Annotated in this window: 16 protein-coding genes and 1 tRNA gene; 8 read left to right on the top strand and 9 right to left on the bottom strand. The window is 66.7% G+C overall.

Annotated features, from left to right (window positions below; translation table 11 throughout):
- Nucleotides 1-38 precede the first annotated feature (38 nt).
- From ugpA to PSA7680_RS11905, 6 genes are all read left to right on the top strand, one after another.
- Entirely contained in the window at nt 39-920 is an 882-nt protein-coding gene (gene ugpA / locus PSA7680_RS11930; protein WP_085868946.1) for a sn-glycerol-3-phosphate ABC transporter permease UgpA, read from the top strand.
- Nucleotides 920-1,771 carry a sn-glycerol-3-phosphate ABC transporter permease UgpE gene (gene ugpE / locus PSA7680_RS11925; RefSeq protein ID WP_085868945.1) on the top strand — a complete coding sequence of 284 codons (852 nt, stop codon included), beginning with the start codon at nt 920-922 and terminating at the stop codon, nt 1,769-1,771. The genes ugpA and ugpE overlap by 1 nt, the downstream gene beginning before the upstream one ends.
- 13 nt (nt 1,772-1,784) lie before the next feature.
- Nucleotides 1,785-2,840 (top strand): sn-glycerol-3-phosphate import ATP-binding protein UgpC, encoded by a 1,056-nt coding sequence (locus PSA7680_RS11920; protein WP_085868944.1) that lies wholly within the window; start codon nt 1,785-1,787, stop codon nt 2,838-2,840.
- Entirely contained in the window at nt 2,837-3,772 is a 936-nt protein-coding gene (locus PSA7680_RS11915) for a glycerophosphodiester phosphodiesterase (RefSeq protein WP_085868943.1), read from the top strand. The genes PSA7680_RS11920 and PSA7680_RS11915 overlap by 4 nt, the downstream gene beginning before the upstream one ends.
- Before the next feature lie 34 nt (nt 3,773-3,806).
- Nucleotides 3,807-4,724 (top strand): HAD-IIA family hydrolase, encoded by a 918-nt coding sequence (locus PSA7680_RS11910; RefSeq protein ID WP_085868942.1) that lies wholly within the window; start codon nt 3,807-3,809, stop codon nt 4,722-4,724.
- Nucleotides 4,725-4,793: 69 nt separating this feature from the next.
- Nucleotides 4,794-6,443 carry a Na/Pi cotransporter family protein gene (locus tag PSA7680_RS11905; protein WP_085868941.1) on the top strand — a complete coding sequence of 550 codons (1,650 nt, stop codon included), beginning with the start codon at nt 4,794-4,796 and terminating at the stop codon, nt 6,441-6,443.
- A 72-nt stretch (nt 6,444-6,515) separates the two neighbouring features.
- Here PSA7680_RS11905 and PSA7680_RS11900 read toward each other — a convergent pair.
- Together PSA7680_RS11900 and PSA7680_RS11895 are read right to left on the bottom strand one after the other, a co-directional pair.
- Nucleotides 6,516-6,591 (bottom strand) — tRNA-Ala (locus tag PSA7680_RS11900).
- A 244-nt stretch (nt 6,592-6,835) separates the two neighbouring features.
- Nucleotides 6,836-7,162 (bottom strand): TIGR02300 family protein, encoded by a 327-nt coding sequence (locus tag PSA7680_RS11895; RefSeq protein WP_085868940.1) that lies wholly within the window; start codon nt 7,160-7,162, stop codon nt 6,836-6,838.
- A 160-nt stretch (nt 7,163-7,322) separates the two neighbouring features.
- Between PSA7680_RS11895 and PSA7680_RS11890 the strand changes: the two genes are divergently transcribed.
- Nucleotides 7,323-8,012, top strand: a complete 690-nt coding sequence (locus tag PSA7680_RS11890; RefSeq protein ID WP_085868939.1) for a M48 family metallopeptidase — start codon at nt 7,323-7,325, stop codon at nt 8,010-8,012.
- A gap of 35 nt (nt 8,013-8,047) precedes the next feature.
- Nucleotides 8,048-8,698 (top strand): GntR family transcriptional regulator, encoded by a 651-nt coding sequence (locus tag PSA7680_RS11885; protein WP_085868938.1) that lies wholly within the window; start codon nt 8,048-8,050, stop codon nt 8,696-8,698.
- A gap of 223 nt (nt 8,699-8,921) precedes the next feature.
- On the opposite strand, the gene lpdA is transcribed toward PSA7680_RS11885, so the two are convergent.
- The 7 genes from lpdA to sucC form a co-directional block, all read right to left on the bottom strand.
- Nucleotides 8,922-10,316 carry a dihydrolipoyl dehydrogenase gene (gene lpdA / locus PSA7680_RS11880; protein ID WP_085868937.1) on the bottom strand — a complete coding sequence of 465 codons (1,395 nt, stop codon included), beginning with the start codon at nt 10,314-10,316 and terminating at the stop codon, nt 8,922-8,924.
- 87 nt (nt 10,317-10,403) lie between these two features.
- Nucleotides 10,404-10,802, bottom strand: coding sequence for an MAPEG family protein (locus PSA7680_RS11875; RefSeq protein ID WP_370738553.1), 399 nt, complete (start codon nt 10,800-10,802; stop codon nt 10,404-10,406).
- A gap of 58 nt (nt 10,803-10,860) precedes the next feature.
- On the bottom strand, nt 10,861-12,372 hold the full coding sequence (odhB, locus tag PSA7680_RS11870) for a 2-oxoglutarate dehydrogenase complex dihydrolipoyllysine-residue succinyltransferase (protein WP_085868936.1): 1,512 nt from the start codon (nt 12,370-12,372) through the stop codon (nt 10,861-10,863).
- A 6-nt stretch (nt 12,373-12,378) separates the two neighbouring features.
- On the bottom strand, nt 12,379-15,333 hold the full coding sequence (locus tag PSA7680_RS11865; protein ID WP_085868935.1) for a 2-oxoglutarate dehydrogenase E1 component: 2,955 nt from the start codon (nt 15,331-15,333) through the stop codon (nt 12,379-12,381).
- A complete protein-coding gene (locus tag PSA7680_RS11860; RefSeq protein WP_085868934.1) occupies nt 15,334-15,885 on the bottom strand; it encodes a DUF805 domain-containing protein in 552 nt (183 codons plus the stop codon).
- A gap of 261 nt (nt 15,886-16,146) precedes the next feature.
- Entirely contained in the window at nt 16,147-17,034 is an 888-nt protein-coding gene (gene sucD, locus PSA7680_RS11855) for a succinate--CoA ligase subunit alpha (protein WP_085868933.1), read from the bottom strand.
- Between the two features lie 4 nt (nt 17,035-17,038).
- A complete protein-coding gene (gene sucC / locus PSA7680_RS11850) occupies nt 17,039-18,232 on the bottom strand; it encodes an ADP-forming succinate--CoA ligase subunit beta (protein WP_085868932.1) in 1,194 nt (397 codons plus the stop codon).
- Nucleotides 18,233-18,312 lie beyond the last annotated feature (80 nt).

Raw genomic sequence — 18,312 nt, 5'->3', positions numbered from 1 at the left:
CCAGTTCGTTTCGTTTTCAAGCAGATAGCGATGGCCGAATGCTGAAGCGCGTCCACTTCCCGACGTCCCTGCTGCCCTACCTGCTGGTAGCGCCGCAGGTGATCATCACGCTGGTCTTCTTCGTCTGGCCCGCCAGCCAGGCCGTCTACCAATCCTTCCTGATCGAAGACGCCTTCGGCATCTCGACGGAGTTCGTCTGGTTCGAGAACTTCATCTACCTCGCCACCGACGAGCAATACCTCGACAGCTTCGGGCGCACGATCTTCTTCTCCGTATGCGTCGCCGTGCTTTCGATGTCCGCCGCGCTGATCCTGGCCGGGTTCGCCGACCGCATCGTGCGCGGGGCCACCACCTACCGCACGCTGCTGATCTGGCCCTACGCCGTGGCGCCGGTGCTCGCCGGCGCGCTCTGGGTGTTCATGTTCAACCCGACGCTCGGGATCTTCCCCTATCTGCTCGAATTCGTCGGCGTGGACTGGAACCACTACCTGAACGGCTCGCAGGCGATGATGCTGGTGATCTTCGCCGCGGCCTGGAAGCAGATCGCCTACAACTTCCTGTTCTATCTCGCCGCCATGCAGTCGATCCCGCGCTCGCTGATCGAGGCCGCCGCGATCGACGGGGCCGGGCCGCTGCGCCGCTTCCGGGATCACATCTTCCCGCTGGTGTCGCCCACCACCTTCTTCCTGCTCGTCATCAACGCGGTCTACGCCTTCTTCGACACCTTCGGCATCATCCACGCCGTCACGCAGGGCGGCCCGGCCAATGCCACGACGATCCTCGTCTACAAGGTGTTCAACGACGGTTTCGTCGGGCTGGATCTCGGTGGCTCCGCGGCCCAGTCGGTGATCCTGATGATCCTCGTCATCGCCATGACCGTCGTGCAGTTCCGCTACGTGGAAAGAAAGGTGGAATACTGATGATCGAGAACCGCCCGATCCTGAACATCGTCAGCCACGTGGTGCTGATCTTCGGGGTGCTCATCGTTGCCCTGCCGATCTGGATCACCTTCGTCGCCGCGACCCATGATCCCGTCCGCATGACGCAGGCGCCGATCCCGATGCTGCCCGGCGGCTACTTCTGGGAGAACTTCAAGCAGACGCTCTTCGGCGGCGGCCTGTCGGGCACCGAGACGGCGCCGGTCTGGCGGATGCTGCTGAACTCGCTGTTCATGGCGCTGATGATCTCCTTCGGCAAGATCGCGATCTCGCTGCTGTCGGCCTTTGCCATCGTCTACTTCAAGTTCCCCTTCCGCATGGGCTTCTTCTGGCTGATCTTCATCACCCTGATGCTGCCCGTCGAAGTGCGCATCCTGCCCACCTTCGAGGTGGTGGCCGATCTCGGGATGCTCAACAGCTACTGGGGCCTGTCGATCCCGCTGATCGCCTCGGCCACGGCCACCTTCATGTTCCGCCAGGTCTTCCTGACGATCCCCGACGAGATGCTTGAAAGCGCCCGCATCGACGGCGCCGGGCCGATGCGCTTCTTCTGGGACATCCTGATTCCGCTCAGCCGCACCAACATCGCGGCGCTCTTCGTGATCCTCTTCATCTACGGCTGGAACCAGTATCTCTGGCCGCTCCTGATCACGACGGAAACCGACATGACGACCATCGTGATGAGCATCAAGCAGATGCTGGAAGCGGCTGAGCAATCGCCCCAGTGGAACATCATCATGATGACGGCGCTGCTGGCCATGATCCCGCCGGTCTTCGTCGTGGTCGCAATGCAGAGGCTCTTCGTGCAGGGCCTCACCGAAACAGACAAATAACGGGGCGCTCAAGATGGCATCCATAACACTCAAGGACCTCGTGAAGACCTATGGCGACGTCGAGGTGCTGCATCACGTCGATGGCGCGATCGAGGATGGCGAGTTCATCGTCATCGTCGGCCCGTCCGGCTGCGGGAAATCCACGCTCCTGCGCATGGTCGCCGGGCTGGAAACCGTCACCTCGGGCGAAATCCGCATCGGCGAGAAGGTGGTCAACCAGCTTGAGCCGGCCGACCGCGACATCGCGATGGTGTTCCAGAACTACGCGCTCTATCCCCATATGTCGGTGCGCGAGAACATGGCCTACGGGCTGAAGATCCGGAAGATCGGCAAGGCCGAGATCGAGCGGCGCGTTCAGGAGGCCGCCGACATCCTGGAGATCGGCCCCTACCTCGATCGCAAGCCGCGCCAGCTTTCCGGCGGGCAGCGCCAGCGCGTGGCCATGGGGCGCGCCATCGTGCGCAATCCGCAGGTCTTCCTCTTCGATGAGCCGCTCTCCAACCTCGATGCCAAGCTGCGGGTGCAGATGCGGCTGGAAATCCGCAAGCTCCAGCAGCGGCTGGGCGTGACCTCCATCTACGTGACCCATGATCAGGTCGAGGCGATGACGCTGGGCGACAGGCTGATGGTGCTCAACGGTGGCTACGTGGAGCAGTTCGGCACCCCCATCGAGCTCTATGACCGCCCGGCGACCCTCTTCGTGGCCGGGTTCATCGGCTCGCCCTCGATGAACTTCCTGCCGGCCACCGCCGGGGGCGGGGCGCTGATTCTGGGCAACGGGGCCTCGCTTCAGGGCGCCGGCCATGCCTCCGGTTCCGTCACCCTCGGCATTCGCCCCGAACACCTCCTGCCCGACGAGAACGGGCCGATCCGCGTTTCGGTCCAGTTGTTCGAGCAGCTCGGCGCCAATACGCTGGTGCACGGCGTTCTGGAAGGCACCGAAACCGACGTTGTGGCGAGCCTGCCGGGCCATGTCTCCGCGGATCCCGGCACGATCATGGGCTTCACGGCTCCGGCCAAGGATCTCCACGTGTTCGACCCGGCCACGGGCAGGCGGGTCGAAGAATGACGGAGTTCCCCCAGCTGGACGGGTTCCGCGGCGCCCCCGGCGTCGTGCGCCTGATCGGGCACCGGGGGGCGCGCGGCGTGATGCCGGAGAACACGATGGAGGGCTTCGCCTTCACGCTGAAGATCGGCGTGCGGGCGATGGAGTTCGATGTGGTGATGACCCGCGACAGGATCCCCGTCATCACCCACAACCATCACCTGCTGAACGCCGCCACGCGCGATGCCGAGGGCAACTGGCTGACCGGCCCGGAGCCGAAGGTCTCCAAGCTGACGCTGGCGGAGCTCAGGCAGTTCGACGTGGGCGGGCTGGACGGGCGCACGGTCTACGGCCGGCGGTTCCCCGATCAGGCCTTCATGACGGGGCTGCGGATCCCGCGGCTGGCCGATCTGCTGGAGTTCGCGCGCCGGCCGGAGGGCAGCGGCCTGCTGCTGCTGCTTGAGATGAAATCGGAGCCCGCCGCGCCCGGCGCCAAAGGCGACAGGCTCTCGATCGTGCATGAAGTCGTTCGGGAGGTGCGCGACGCGGGGCTGCAAGAGCGCACCATCCTGCACAGTTTCGATTGGTCCGTGCTGGAGGAATGCGCCCGCGTCGCGCCGGAGATGCCGCGCTCCTACCTGTCGCAACTGCCCGAAAACACGGATGATCCGGGGGAGGATTCGCAGAAATCCGTCGCGCCCGACTTCGATGCCCTCGGGGTCTCCATTCCCCGCGCCGTCGCGCGGGCGGGCGGGCGCATGTGGTGCCCCTATTTCAAGGACGTCACGGCGGATCTCGTGGCCGAGGCCCATGGGCTGGGGCTGCTGGTGGCGGCCTGGACGGCGAACGAGCCGGAGGACATCGAGGCCATGATCGATGCCGGCGTGGACGGGATCATCACCGATTACCCGGGCCGCGCGCAGCGCATTCTGCTGTCGCGGGGGCTGCGATGGTGAGCGGCATCTCGCGCGCCGGCGGAAGGCGCTCCTGATGCAGGCCGCCGGCCCCGGCATCGGCCCCGAATGGGCCTTCGCGCGCTACGAGGCGATCCGCTCCCGCCTGCCGCAGGCCGCATTCGGAGGCCCGCCGCGGCCGGCAGGCAATCTTGCCGAGCTGGCGGCCCATTTCGACGGCTTCATCCTCGATGCCTTCGGCGTCCTGAATCGCGGCGAGACGGCCATCGCCGGGGCCGTCGAGCGGATGGCCCAGCTGCGGGCCATGGGCAAGCGCCTGATCGTGCTGACGAATGCCGCCAGCTACACGCGCAGCGAGATCCTGGCGAAGTATCACCGGCTTGGGTTCGATTTCCGCCCCGAGGAGGTGATCTCCAGCCGCGATCTCGCCTTCGCCGCCCTGCCGGAGCTGCCGTCGGGCGCACCTTGGGGGGCGGTGGCGGCTGCCGGCGACAGCTTCGAAGACGCGCCGCATCCAGTGGCGGACCTGCTTGAAGACGCAAGCCTCTGGGCGCGCGCGGGCGGCTTCCTGCTGCTGTCCGCGGCGCGTTGGCCCGAGCAGGGCACAAAGCGCCTGATCGCGGCGCTGAGGGCGCGTCCGCGCCCCGTCGTCGTGGCCAATCCCGATCTCGTCGCCCCGCGCGAGTCGGGCCTGAGCATCGAGCCGGGCAGCTTCGCCCATGCGCTGATGGATGCGCTGCCGCGCCTCGCGCCCCGGTTTCACGGCAAGCCCTACGCGGGGGCTTTCGATGCCGCTGTCGCGCGGATGGGCGGTATCCCGCGCCACCGCATCGCGATGGTGGGCGACACCCTGCACACCGACATTCTCGGTGGGGCGGCCGCAGGGCTCGGGACGGTGCTCGTGACCGATCACGGGCTCTTTCGCGGGCAGGACGTGGCGCCTTGCATCGCGCGCTCGGGCATCCGCCCCGCGTGGATCGTCCCGACGACCTGATCCGTTGTCTCTTCCGGCGGCCCACACCCTTGGCGGGGCGCGCCGGACCGAAGGGAGGCCAAGGCTGAAGTGATCGATTTCCTGATTCATATCGCGGGCGCGGCGGCGCTGCTGATCTGGGCGGTCCGGCTGGTGCGGACCGGTGTGGAACGGGCGTTCATGGTGCAGTTGCGCCTCTGGCTGCGCCGGTCCGCCCGCAACCGTCTGCTCGCCGCGGGCACGGGGATGGCATCGGCGATGCTGCTGCAGAGTTCCACGGCGGTGGCCATGCTGGTGTCCAACTCCGGCGCGGCGGGCGCCGTCACTTCTGCGGTTGGGCTCGCGATCCTGCTGGGGGCGGATCTCGGCTCCGCGCTCGTGGCCCAGGTTCTGCTCGTGCGGCAGACCTGGCTGATCCCGGTGCTGCTCACCGGTGGCGTGGCGCTGTTCCTGAAGGGCCGGGCGCGGCGGATGCGGCAGACGGGCCGCATTCTCATCGGCCTTGCGCTGATTTTCGTGGCGCTGGACATGCTGCGCGCGGCCACGGCGCCCCTGCTCGGAAGCGAAGGCGCGCTGAGCGTGCTGGGCTACCTCGGCGAGGATCTCTTCGCCGCCTTCCTTCTGGGGGCGCTGTTCGCGTGGCTCGTGCATTCCAGCGTCGCCGCCGTGCTGTTCTTCGTGACCATGGTTGCGCAGGGCGCGCTGCCCGCGCCCGCGGCCATGGCGATGGTGCTGGGGGCCAACCTCGGCGGCTCGATGATCGCCTACGTGCTGACATGGGCCGCCCCGCCCGAGGCGCGCCGGATGGTCGTGGCGAACCTCGCCCTGCGCGGGGGCGGGGCGGTGCTGGCCCTGGTCGCGCTCGGCGCCGCGCCTGCGCATCTCGGCTGGCTGGGCGCGGACGGCGCCGCGCAGGCCATCACCCTGCACATTGCCTTCAACGCCGGGATCTGCGCCCTTGCGCTGCCCTTCGTGGAGCCGATCAGCCGCCTGGCCGACCGGCTCGTGACCGAGCGGCGCTCCGAGGACGCTGGACAGATCCCCTCGGCGCTCGATCCGGGCGCGCTGGAGGAGCCGGCGCGGGCGCTCTCCTGCGCCGCTCGGGAGGTCGTGAGGATGGGGGAGCGCATCGAGGCCATGCTCGTGCGCACGGGCGCCCTTTTCGATGCCTGGGACGACGCGGCCGCCGCGCTGATCCGCAACAGCGACGCCGAAGTGCGCCGCGCCCACCGGGAGGTCAAGCTGTATCTGGCGGCGCTGAACCGCCGGGCGCTGGACGAGGAGGCGGTGAAGGGCGCGATGGAGCTCTCGCTGCTGGCCGCCGCCCTTGAGGCCGCGTCCGACCTGCTGGTGCGCAACCTGCTGGACCTGGCGCAGCGCATGGAGATGGAGGGCCTGAGCTTTTCGGAAGCGGGCCGGCGGGAGATCGGGGATTTCCACGACCGGGTGCTGGCGAACGCCCAGCTTGCCCTCGGCGTGATGATGCGGGGCAACCCGGATGATGCGCGCGAACTCGTGGCCCGAAAGGAACAGATGCGTGGGCTGGAGCAATCGTTGCAGCGCCGGCACCTCGCGCGACTGCGAGAGGGGCATGCCGAAAGCATCGAGACGAGCAACATCCACCAGGAGACGCTGAGGGTGCTGAAGCAGGTCAACACCTCCTTCGCCCTGGCGGCCTATCCGATCGTGGAGGAAACCGGCGATCTGCTTTCAAGCCGGCTGTCAGGCGGCGGTAAGTGAGGGGAGGGGGCGAACGCTGACACGGTGCGAAATTCGCCGTACGCGCAAGTTCTGATCATTCGAGGAGGGTGATGGTGGAGCCTAGCGGGATCGAACCGCTGACCTCCTGCATGCCATGCAGGCGCTCTCCCAGCTGAGCTAAGGCCCCATCATTTTCGGATCAACCGGTGCGGCGTGGGCCGCTGCGTCGTTCCGTGAGCGGGTATCTATTGAACGCTCCGGGGGAGTTCAAGCGAAAAAAGTGGCTCGGTGCGGAATTTTTTTAGGAAGTCCGAAAAAAGCTTTTTTTACAAGAGGTTCAAGCGGTTCAGCCGCGCGGGGGCGCGGCTGCGGAAACGCAAAACGCCCGCCGGAGGGCGGGCGTTGCGAGACTCGCGCGATGCGGTCGGGACTCAGTTTTCCTCGTCTTCGGAGGCCACGTCAGCCAGGTCGTCGAGGGAAACGTTGTCTTCGTCGTCGTCCTCTTCGAGGATGTCGTCGCCCAGATCGATGTCGGTGGAGTCGTCATCATCTTCCAGAACCACGTCATCGTCATCGACGGCATTGGCCGGGTTCTGCTTGTCGGCTTTGTCGGCCACCATGACGCGCGATTTGTTGCCGTCTTCGGTGGGCACGATTTCCCCGGTGTAGGGGCTGACGATCGGATTCTTGTTCAGGTCGTAAAACCGTTTGCCCGTCGTCGGGCAGACGCGTTTCACGCCCCATTCTTCCTTGGGCATGGGTTTCCCTTTCCAGCGGCACTGTGCACAGTATCAGAGTCGCAGCCAACTGCCACAAGAGCAAACGGGTGTCAAAGGCTTTTCGGCCCACCGGGACTGCGCTATCGGTGGGGCGCGGATATCTGCGCGGCGCGGCGCCGCGCGTGGGGCAGGGAGTGCCATGGAAGACTGGAGCCTGCCGGGCGCGCCCGAGATCTCGGTGCGGTTCCGGCGATCATCGCGTGCACGGCGGATGTCGCTGCGGGTGTCCCGGCTGGACGGCCGCGTCACCCTCACGCTGCCGCGCTGGGCGCCCGAAGCCCAGGCGCGCGATTTCCTCGAACAGAAGGCGGGATGGGTGCGTGGGCAGCTGGCCGGGCGGCCGGCGGAGATCGTGCCGCGATTCGGCGGCCGCCTGCCGGTGGAGGGTATCGAGCGCGAGATCTGCCCGGCGGCGGGGCGCAAGGTCGTTTTTTCCGGCGGCCGGATCGAGGTGCCGGGGCCGGAAGAGGCGGTGCCGGGGCGTCTGGCGGGGGCGCTGAAGGTGCTGGCCCGCGAGCGGCTGGCGGCAGCCAGCAACGAATATGCCGCGCGTCTCGGCCGGCCCTACAACCGCCTCACCCTGCGCGACACGCGCTCGCGTTGGGGCTCCTGCAGCAGTGCCGGCGCGCTGATGTATTCCTGGCGGCTGATCCTCGCGCCGCCCGAGGTGCTGCGCTACGTGGCCGCCCACGAGGTGGCGCATCTGCGGCAGATGGATCATTCGCCCGCCTTCTGGGCGGTGGTGGCGGAGCTGGAGCCCGGATACGCGCGCCCGAGGGCCTGGCTGCGGGAGCACGGCACGGCCCTGCACCGTTACCGATTTGCCTGATTGCCGCGGCACTGCAAATGTGATCACATCTGCCCATGCAAGCAAACCAGCGGCCCGCCGAGGCCAGCCTCTCCGCCCATGAAACCGTCTACCGCGCCCTGCGCGCGCGCATCATGCATGGCGCCATGGCGCCGGGGGCCGCGCTTACCCTGCGCGGTATCGGCCGGGAGTTCGACGTTTCGATGACACCGGCGCGCGAGGCGGTGCGGCGGCTGGCCGCCGAGGGCGCGCTGACGCTCTCGGCCTCGGGCCGGGTCAGCACGCCGGAACTTTCGGCGGAGCGGATCGAGGAACTGGCCGCCCTGCGCGCGCTGCTGGAGCCGGAGCTGGCGAGCCGGGCGCTGCCGCGGGCGCATATGGCGCTGATCGACCGGTTGCAGGCGATCAACGGCACCGTGGCCGAGAACGTCGCCAAGAAGGATGCGATCGGCTACATCCGCACGAATCTCGAGTTTCACCGCACGCTCTACCTGCGCGCCCAGGCGCCGGCGATGCTGGCGATGCTGGAAACGGTCTGGCTGCAGCTCGGCCCCACCATGCGCAGCCTCTACGGCCGCCTGCGCCGCACCGAGCCGCCGCCGCACCACCGCCTGATCATCGCGGCGCTGAAGGCGGGCGATGAGCCGGGGCTGCGGCTGGCGGTCCGCACCGACGTGACGCAGGGGCTGCGGCTTCTGGTGGCTTGAGCAACTCCTCTTCCGAACGGTTCATCAAGACGGGGTGGAGCCAGATTGAAGACGTGCGCGCCCGGCGGCACGCCGGGCAGCCCCCGACCGCCCCCCCGGGCGGGGGCTTCACCCCCACCCGGCGGTCGAAGGCTGCCCTTTGTGAGTGATTGGACGTTCTGCCCAAAAGAAAACGGGCGCTCGAATGAGCGCCCGTCTTTGTTGTGGAGAGCAACCATCACACCTACGCGTGGATCGCCCCGTCGCCACAGGCCAGCGCGGCTTCGCGCACGGCCTCGGAGTAGGTCGGGTGGGCGTGGCAGGTCAGGGCCAGATCCTGCGCGGAGGCGCCGAACTCCATCGCCACGCAGATCTCGTGGATGAGGTCGCCCGCCGCCGGGCCGATGATGTGGGCGCCGAGGATGCGGTCGGTTTCCTTGTCGGCCAGGAGCTTCACGAAGCCGTCGCCCTGGAACACGGCCTTGGCACGGGCGTTGCCCATGAAGGGGAACTTGCCCACCTTGTACGCGCGGCCCTCTTCCTTGAGCTGCTGCTCGGTCTTGCCGACGGAGGCGACCTCGGGCGTGGTGTAGATCACGCCGGGGATGACGGAGTAGTTCACGTGGCCATGCTTGCCGGCGATCACCTCGGCCACGGCCATGCCTTCGTCCTCGGCCTTGTGGGCGAGCATCGGGCCGTCGATCACGTCGCCGATGGCGTAGATGCCGGGGATGTTGGTGGCCCAATGGGCGTCGGTTTCGATCTGGCCGCGCGGGCTGAGCTTGACGCCGAGCGCATCCAGCCCGAGGCCCTCGGTGTAGGGTTTGCGGCCGGTGGCGACGAGCACGGTGTCCGCATCAAGCGTGTGCTCGCTGTCGTCCTTGCGCAGCTTGTAGGTGACCTTCGCCTTGCCCTTGGCGGTTTCCACCTTCTGCACGGCGGCGCCGAGGATGAACTCCATCCCCTGCTTCTTCAGCGTGCGCTGGAACTGCTTCTGGATGTCGGCATCCATGCCCGGGGTGATATGATCGAGGAATTCCACCACGGTCACCTCGGCGCCGAGGCGGGCGTAGACGGAGCCCATCTCGAGCCCGATCACGCCGGCCCCGACGACGACGAGTTTCTTCGGGATCTTGCCCAGCTCAAGCGCGCCGGTGGAGGTGACGACGATCTTCTCGTCGATCTCGACCTCGGCGCCCGGAATCGAGGCGGGTTCGGAGCCCGAGGCGATGATGATGGACTTCGCGGAGTGGATCTCGTCGCCCACTTTCACCTTGCCCGCTTCCGGGATGGAGCCCCAGCCCTTGAGCCAGTCGACCTTGTTCTTCTTGAACAGGAACTCGATGCCCTTGGTGTTCTGGTTCACCACGTCCTGCTTGTAGGCTTTCATCTGCTCCCAGTCGACGGAAGGCGATTTGCCCTTCAGCCCCATGGTGGCGAAGTTGTGCTCGGCTTCGTGCAGCGAATGGGTGGCGTGCAGCAGCGCCTTGGAGGGGATGCAGCCGACGTTCAGGCAGGTGCCGCCGAGGGTTTCACGGCCTTCCACGCAGGCGGTCTTCAGGCCCAGCTGGGCGCAGCGGATGGCGGCCACATAGCCGCCGGGGCCGGCGCCGATTACGATGACGTCATAGTCTGCCATGGGGATTTCCTTTCGTGGTGGGGGGATGGGGGCTCCGCCCCCGGCCCGTGCGGGCCTCCCCCGGGATATTTGGGGAACAAAGTTGCATCAGAGAAGGGCCGCCGCGAACATCAGCGTGGTGGCGCCGAAGCCGGTGACGAAGATCAGGCTGCGCCACGGCACCCAGCCGAAGACATAGGCGGGCACGTAGGCGATGCGGGCGGCGAGCGTGAGCCAGGCGCAGGTGGCGGTGAAGCCTGAGTTGGCGCCGGAGAGCTGCACCACCACGACGGCGGCGGCGAAGAAGCCGAGGTTTTCGGTGTTGTTGCGCAGGGCGCGGTAGATGCGCCCCGTCTTGCCGGTGAGTTCCTGTTCGAGCGGGGTTTCGCGGGTGCCGAGCGTTTTCGCCGTGGGCAGCAGCCGGTTGGCGCTGACCGACATCGCCACGAAGAGCGCGGCGTGCAGCAGGCCAAGAAGGGCGAGGGCGGTGAGCTCGGGGGTCATCATCGGCGCATGTCCCGGTGGGCGGGCGGAAAGGGTGCTTTCCGCCCGTTGGGTTGCTGGCTTACAGATCCATCAGCAGACGGCGCGGATCTTCGAGCGCTTCCTTGACGCGCACGAGGAAGGTCACTGCGCCTTTGCCGTCCACGATGCGGTGATCGTAGGAGAGCGCCAGATACATCATCGGGCGGATCTTGATCTCGCCGTTGATGACCATCGGGCGGTCCTGGATCTTGTGCATGCCGAGGATGCCGGACTGCGGGGGGTTCAGGATCGGCGAGGACATCAGCGAGCCGTAGACGCCGCCGTTGGAGATGGTGAAGGTGCCGCCCTGCATTTCCGCCATGGACAGCTTGCCTTCACGGGCGCGCTTGCCCTTCTCGGCGATGGCCTTCTCGATCTCGGCAAAGGACATCTTGTCGGCATCGCGGATCACCGGCACGACGAGGCCTTGCGGCGTGCCCGCGGCCACGCCCATGTGCACGAAGTTCTTGTAGACGATGTCGGTGCCGTCGATCTCGGCGTTGACTTCCGGCACTTCCTTCAGCGCGTGGCAGCAGGCCTTGGTGAAGAAGGACATGAAGCCCAGGCGCACGCCGTGCTTCTTCTCGAAGAGATCCTTGTATTCCTTGCGCAGCGCCATGACCTCGGTCATGTCCACCTCGTTGTAGGTGGTCAGGATCGCGGCGGTGTTCTGCGCGTCCTTCAGGCGGCGCGCGATCGTCTGGCGCAGGCGAGTCATCTTCACGCGTTCCTCGCGGGCGGCGTCTTCGGCCGGCACGGGCGCGCGCGGGGCGGCGGCCGGGGCCGGGGCCTTGGCCGCGGCGGCGCCGGCGGCAAGCGCCTTCTGCACGTCTTCCTTCATAACGCGGCCGTCGCGGCCGGTGCCCTGCACGGAGCCCGCGGCGAGGCCGGCTTCGGCCATCATCTTCTTGGCGGCTGGGGCGTCTTCCACGTCCTTGCCCGTGGCGGCAGCGGCCGGCGCGCTCGCGGCGGCGGCCGGAGCGGCGGCCCTGGCCGGGGCGGCACCGGAGGCGGAGATCACGGCGAGCTTGGCGGAGGCCTCGACCGTGGTGCCTTCCGGCGCGACGATCTCGGTCAGCACGCCGGCGGCCGGGGCGGGCACTTCGACGGAGACCTTGTCGGTTTCCAGCTCGCAGAGCATTTCATCCTGGGCGACGGTATCGCCCACGGATTTGAACCAGGTGGCGACGGTGGCCTCGGTGACGCTTTCGCCGAGCGTCGGCACCATCACGTCCACGGCATCGCCCCCTTCGGCCGCCGGGGCGGCTTCGGCCGCGGCGGGCGTGGCGGCGGCCGCCGCGGCCTCGGCGCCGGCGCCTTCGGTGATGTTGGCCAGCAGCGCATCGACGCCGACGGTATCGCCTTCGGCGGCGACGATTTCGGCTAGGGTGCCGGCCACGGGGCTGGGCACTTCGACGGTCACCTTGTCGGTTTCCAGTTCGCAGAGCATCTCATCCACCGCGACGGCATCGCCGGGCTTCTTGAACCAGGTGGCAACGGTGGCTTCGGTAACGCTTTCCCCGAGGGTCGGGACGCGGACTTCAGTGGACATGTTGACTTATCCTTCGATGGTGAGCGCGTCGTTCACGAGCGCGGATTGTTGGGCTTTGTGCTGGCTTGCGAGGCCCGTGGCGGGCGAGGCGGAGGCGGCGCGGCCGACGTAGGCGGGGCGCTTGGACTTGCCCTTGATGCGGCCGAGAACCCACTCGATGTTGGGCTCCATGAAGAACCAGGCGCCCTGGTTCTTCGGCTCTTCCTGGCACCAGATCACCTCTGCGTTGGGGAAGCGCTGCAGCTCGTTGATCACCGACATGGCCGGGAACGGGTAGAACTGCTCCACGCGCAGCAGGTAGATGTCGTCGATGCCGCGGGCGTCGCGCTCTTCGAGCAGATCGTAGTAGACCTTGCCCGAGCACATGACGACACGCTTGATCTTGTCGTCCTGCACCAGCTTGGTGTCGGAGTTTCCCTTCTCGGCGTCGTCCCACAGCACACGGTGGAAGCTGGAGCCGGTGGTGAAATCTTCCATCGTGGAGATGGCCAGCTTGTGGCGCAGCAGGGATTTCGGCGTCATCAGCACAAGCGGCTTGCGGAAGGAGCGGTGCAGCTGGCGGCGCAGGATGTGGAAGTAGTTCGCCGGGGTGGTGCAGTTGGCGACGATCCAGTTGTCCTGGCCGCAGAGTTGCAGGAAGCGCTCGAGGCGGGCCGAGGAGTGCTCGGGGCCCTGGCCTTCGAAGCCGTGCGGCAGCAGCATGACGAGGCCCGACATCCGCAGCCACTTGCTTTCGCCGGAGCTGATGAACTGGTCGAACATGATCTGCGCGCCGTTGGCGAAATCGCCGAACTGGGCTTCCCAGAGCGTGAGCGCGTTGGGCTCGGCCAGGGAGTAGCCGTATTCGAACCCGAGCACGGCATACTCCGAGAGCATCGAGTCGATCACCTCGTAGTTGGCCTGGCCCTTGCGGATGTGGTTGAGCGGGTAGTAGCGCTCTTCGGTGTCCTGGTTCACAAGGCCGGAGTGGCGCTGCGAGAAGGTGCCGCGGGTGGCATCCTGCCCGGAGAGACGCACCGGGTAGCCCTCGGTCAGCAGCGAGCCGAAGGCCAGCGCTTCGCCGGTGGCCCAGTCGATGCCCTTGCCGGTCTCGATCATCTGCGCCTTGTTCTCCAGCATCCGCGCCACCGTCTTGTGGATCGGGAAGCCTTGGGGATAGGTCGTCAGCGCCTTGCCGACCTCCTTGAAGGTGGACTCGGAGATGGCGGTTTCACCGCGCTGGTAGTCGTCCTTCTGCTTGTCGAGGTGCGACCAGCGCCCGTCCAGCCAGTCGGCCTTGTTGGGCTTGAAGACCTTGCCGGCCTCGAACTCCTCGTTGAGCTTGGCCTGGAAGGCGGCCTTCATGTCCTCGATCTCGCCCTCGGGGATCAGGCCGTCCTTCACGAGGCGCTCGGTGTAGAGCTGAAGCGTCGTCTTCTGCTTCTTGATCTTCTTGTACATGATCGGGTTCGTGAACATGGGCTCGTCGCCCTCGTTGTGGCCGAACCGGCGGTAGCAGAAGATGTCGATCACCACGTCCTTGCGGAACTTCTGGCGGAACTCGGTGGCCACTTTCGCGGCGTGCACCACGGCCTCGGGATCATCGCCGTTCACGTGGAAGATCGGGGCTTCCACCATCAGGGCGATGTCGGTCGGGTAGGGGGAGGAGCGGCTGAAGTGCGGCGCGGTGGTGAAGCCGATCTGGTTGTTCACCACGATGTGGATGGTGCCGCCCGTCTTGTGGCCGCGCAGGCCGGAGAGGCCGAAGCCCTCGGCCACCACGCCCTGGCCGGCGAAGGCGGCATCGCCGTGCAGCAGCACCGGCAGCACCGAGGTGCGCTCGCGGTCGCCGAGCTGATCCTGCTTGGCGCGGGCCTTGCCCAGCACGACGGGGTTCACCGCTTCGAGGTGGCTTGGGTTGGCGGTGAGCGAGAGGTGCACCTTGTTGCCGTCGAACTCGCGGTCGGAGGAGGCGCCGAGGTGGTATTTCACGTCGCCTGAGCCGTCCACGTCGTCGGGTTTGAAGCTGCCGCCCTGGAATTCGTTGAAGATGGCGCGGTAGGGCTTGCCCATCACGTTGGCGAGCACCGAGAGGCGGCCGCGGTGGGGCATGCCGATGACGATTTCCTTCACGCCGAGAGCGCCGCCGCGCTTGATGATCTGCTCCATCGCCGGGATCAGCGCTTCACCGCCGTCGAGGCCGAAGCGCTTGGTGCCCATGTATTTGACGTGCAGGAACTTCTCGAAGCCCTCGGCCTCGACCAGCTTGTTGAGGATCGCCTTGCGGCCTTCGCGGGTGAAGGCGATTTCCTTGCCGTAGCCTTCGATGCGCTCCTTCAGCCAGGCCGCTTCCTCCGGGTTGGAGATATGCATGAACTGCAGCGCGAAGGTGCCGCAGTAGGTGCGTTTCACGATCTCCAGGATCTGGCGCATCGAGGCCATCTGCAGGCCCAGCACGTTGTCGATGAAGATCGGGCGGTCCATGTCGGCCTCGGTGAAGCCGTAGGATTTCGGATCAAGCTCGGGGTGCAGCGTCTTCTCGCGCATGCCCAGCGGATCCAGATCGGCCACGAGGTGGCCGCGGATCCGGTAGGCCCGGATCAGCATCAGCGCGCGGATCGAATCCAGCACGGCGCGCTTCACGGCATCCTCGGAGATGGCGACGCCCTTCTCCGCGGCCTTCTCCTTGATTTTCTTGCCGGCGTCCTTGATCTCGGCATCGCCCCATTCACCCGTCAGCGCGGCCGTCAGCTCGTCGCTGGGCATCGGCGGCCAGTCGGTGCGCTGCCAGCTGGGGCCTTCCGCCTCGGCGGTCACGTCCGTCTCGGCGTCGCCGAGTTGGCGGAAGAACTCCTGCCAGGCGGCGTCCACGGCGGCCGGATCCCGCACGTATTGCGCGTAGAGCTGCTCGACATACTCGGCGTTGTGGCCTTGCAGGAACGAGGAAGCGTGGAACAGGTCGTTCGGAGATTGATCGGTCATTTACTTCTCCTCCAGGGGATGGGGACCGTAGGCGTTTGTGCCGGGCTGCGAAGGTCGGGTCAGCCACCAGAGCACCAGGAGCGGGGCGATCAGCAGGATGATGAACGCGGGTATCAGGATGAGGACGGAGAGCCCGCCGATGGCGGCGGCGAGCCCGGAGAGGCCAAGCCCGCCCGTGGCGCCGCCCAGCATCAGGGTGGCGCCGAGGAAGGCGAGAATGCCGATCCAGACGATCAGCGGATAGAGCAGGTAGAGGCCCGAACGGCCGGTGTCATGCATCCGCCGCCAGCCCACGGCGAGGCTGGGCAGCAGGATCACGAGCGAAAACAGCGAGGCGATCGGGCCGTCATTCTCGACGCTGCCGGAGACGGAGGTGTCGGTGACGGTGGTCTCGACGACAGGGGTGCCGAAGAGGGCGCCATCGAGGATGCCCGCGGCGGCGGAGCCAAGGAGGCCGAAGAGGAAGAACCACCAGTATTCGGACCGCGAAGCGCGCCCCGAGAAGGTGACGTATTTGCGGAAGCAGGTCTGGATGGATTGGGTGAAGGTCATGGGCGGGCCTCCCGCGCAATGGCGGCGCAAAGCAGGGCCGTCCGCCGCCGGAAGGCTCCGGGCGCCCTGTCAATCCGATGTGCCGTCACCGAAAACATATCCGTTTTCCGTTTCCTACGAAGCGTCAGGAGAGGGGCCCTGAGCGGCCCCTGTCGTGGCCCTTCCTGCGGCGAGGCCCCGGGCGGAACGGCCCGGAGCCTCAAGTTTTCTAAGCCCGGCGGAAACGCCGGGCAGCGCCACGAGCGGATCGCGGCATGACGCTCAGCCCTTGGCGATCGCGGCCTGAACGGCCTCGCCCAGCGTGGCGGGGCTGTCGGCGACGACGATCCCGGCGGATTTCATCGCCTCGATCTTGTCTTCCGCGCCACCCTTGCCACCGGCGACGATCGCACCGGCGTGGCCCATGCGGCGGCCCGGAGGGGCGGTGCGGCCGGCGATGAAGCCGGCGGTCGGCTTCCAGCGGCCCTTCTTGCGCTGCTCGGCCAGGAACTCGGCGGCCTCTTCCTCGGCGGAGCCACCGATCTCGCCGATCATGATGATCGAATGCGTCTCGGGATCGTCGAGGAACATGTCCAGCACGTCGATGTGCTCGGTGCCCTTGATCGGGTCACCGCCGATGCCCACGGCGGTGGACTGGCCGAGGCCCAGGTCGGTGGTCTGCTTCACGGCTTCGTAGGTCAGCGTGCCGGAGCGGGAGACGACGCCCACCGAACCGCGCTTGTGGATGTGGCCGGGCATGATGCCGATCTTGCAGGCGTCCGGCGTGATGATGCCGGGGCAGTTCGGGCCGATCAGGCGGGATTTGGAGCCTTCCAGCGCGCGCTTCACCTTCATCATGTCGAGCACCGGGATGCCCTCGGTGATGCAGACGATCAGCTCCATCTCGGCGTCGATCGCCTCGAGGATGGAATCGGCGGCGAAGGGCGGCGGCACGTAGATGACGGAGGCGTTGGCCTCGGTCACGTGCTTGGCTTCGTGCACGGAGTTGAACACCGGCAGGCCCAGGTGCTCCTGGCCGCCTTTGCCCGGGGTCACGCCGCCGACCATCTTGGTGCCGTAGGCGATGGCCTGTTCGGAGTGGAAGGTGCCTTGCGAGCCGGTGAAGCCCTGACAGATCACCTTGGTGTTTTCATTGACGAGAACTGCCATTGGTTCAGCCTTTCACCGCTTTAACAATTTTCTGCGCGCCGTCCTTCAGGTCGTCCGCGGCGATCACGTCGAGGCCGGAGGTGTTGATGATCTCCTTGCCCTTCTCCACGTTGGTGCCTTCGAGCCGCACCACGAGCGGGACCTGCAGGCCCACCTCTTTCACGGCCGCCACCACGCCTTCCGCGATCACGTCGCAGCGCATGATGCCGCCGAAGATGTTCACGAGGATGCCTTTGACGTTCTTGTCGGAGGTGATGATCTTGAAGGCCTCGGTCACCTTCTCCTTCGTGGCGCCACCGCCCACGTCGAGGAAGTTGGCCGGCTCGGCACCGTAGAGCTTGATGATGTCCATCGTCGCCATGGCAAGGCCCGCGCCGTTCACCATGCAGCCGATCTCACCGTCGAGCGCGATGTAGTTCAGATCGTATTTGCTGGCTTCCAGCTCTTTCGGGTCTTCCTCGGTCTCGTCGCGCAGGGCGGCGATGTCGGGGTGGCGGTAGATCGCGTTGCCGTCGAAGCCCAGCTTGGCGTCGAGCACCTTGAGCGAGCCCTCGTCGGTCACGATCAGCGGGTTGATTTCGAGCATCTCCATGTCCTTCTCGACGAAGGCTTTGTAGAGAAGGCCCATCAGCGCCACGCATTCCTTCACCTGCTTGCCCTCGAGGCCGAGCGCGAAGGCGATGCGCCGGCCGTGGTAGGGCATGTAGCCGGTCACGGGATCGACGGAGAAGGACAGGATCTTCTCGGGGGTGGCGGCGGCCACTTCCTCGATGTCCATGCCACCTTCCGTGGAGCAGACGAAGGAGATCCGCGAGGATTGACGATCCACCAGCAGGGCGAGGTAGAGCTCGCGCTCGATGCCGGAGCCGTCTTCGATGTAGATGCGGTTCACCTGTTTGCCGGCCGGGCCGGTCTGGTGCGTGACCAGCGTGCGGCCAAGCATCTTCTGGGCTTCCTCGGCGGCTTCCTCCACCGATTTGGCCAGGCGGACACCGCCTTTTTCGCCGGCTTCGGGTTCCTTGAAGGAGCCCTTGCCGCGCCCACCTGCGTGGATCTGCGCCTTGACGACCCAGAGCGGGCCGTCCAGCTCGCCGGCGGCGGTCTTGGCGTCTTCGGCTTTCAGCACGACGCGGCCGTCGGAAACCGGCGCGCCATATTCGCGAAGGAGCGCCTTCGCCTGGTATTCATGAATGTTCATGAAACTGTCCCGTTGTTGAATGCTCTCGGCGAGAGGTATAAGCACACTCTCTCCCTGTAAAAAAAGAGGTTTGCGCCAAC

Origin of the sequence: Pseudoruegeria aquimaris (assembly GCF_900172235.1) — a bacterium.
Classification (GTDB): Bacteria; Pseudomonadota; Alphaproteobacteria; order Rhodobacterales; family Rhodobacteraceae; genus Pseudoruegeria; species Pseudoruegeria aquimaris.
This window is presented reverse-complemented; position numbering and strand designations above follow the sequence as displayed.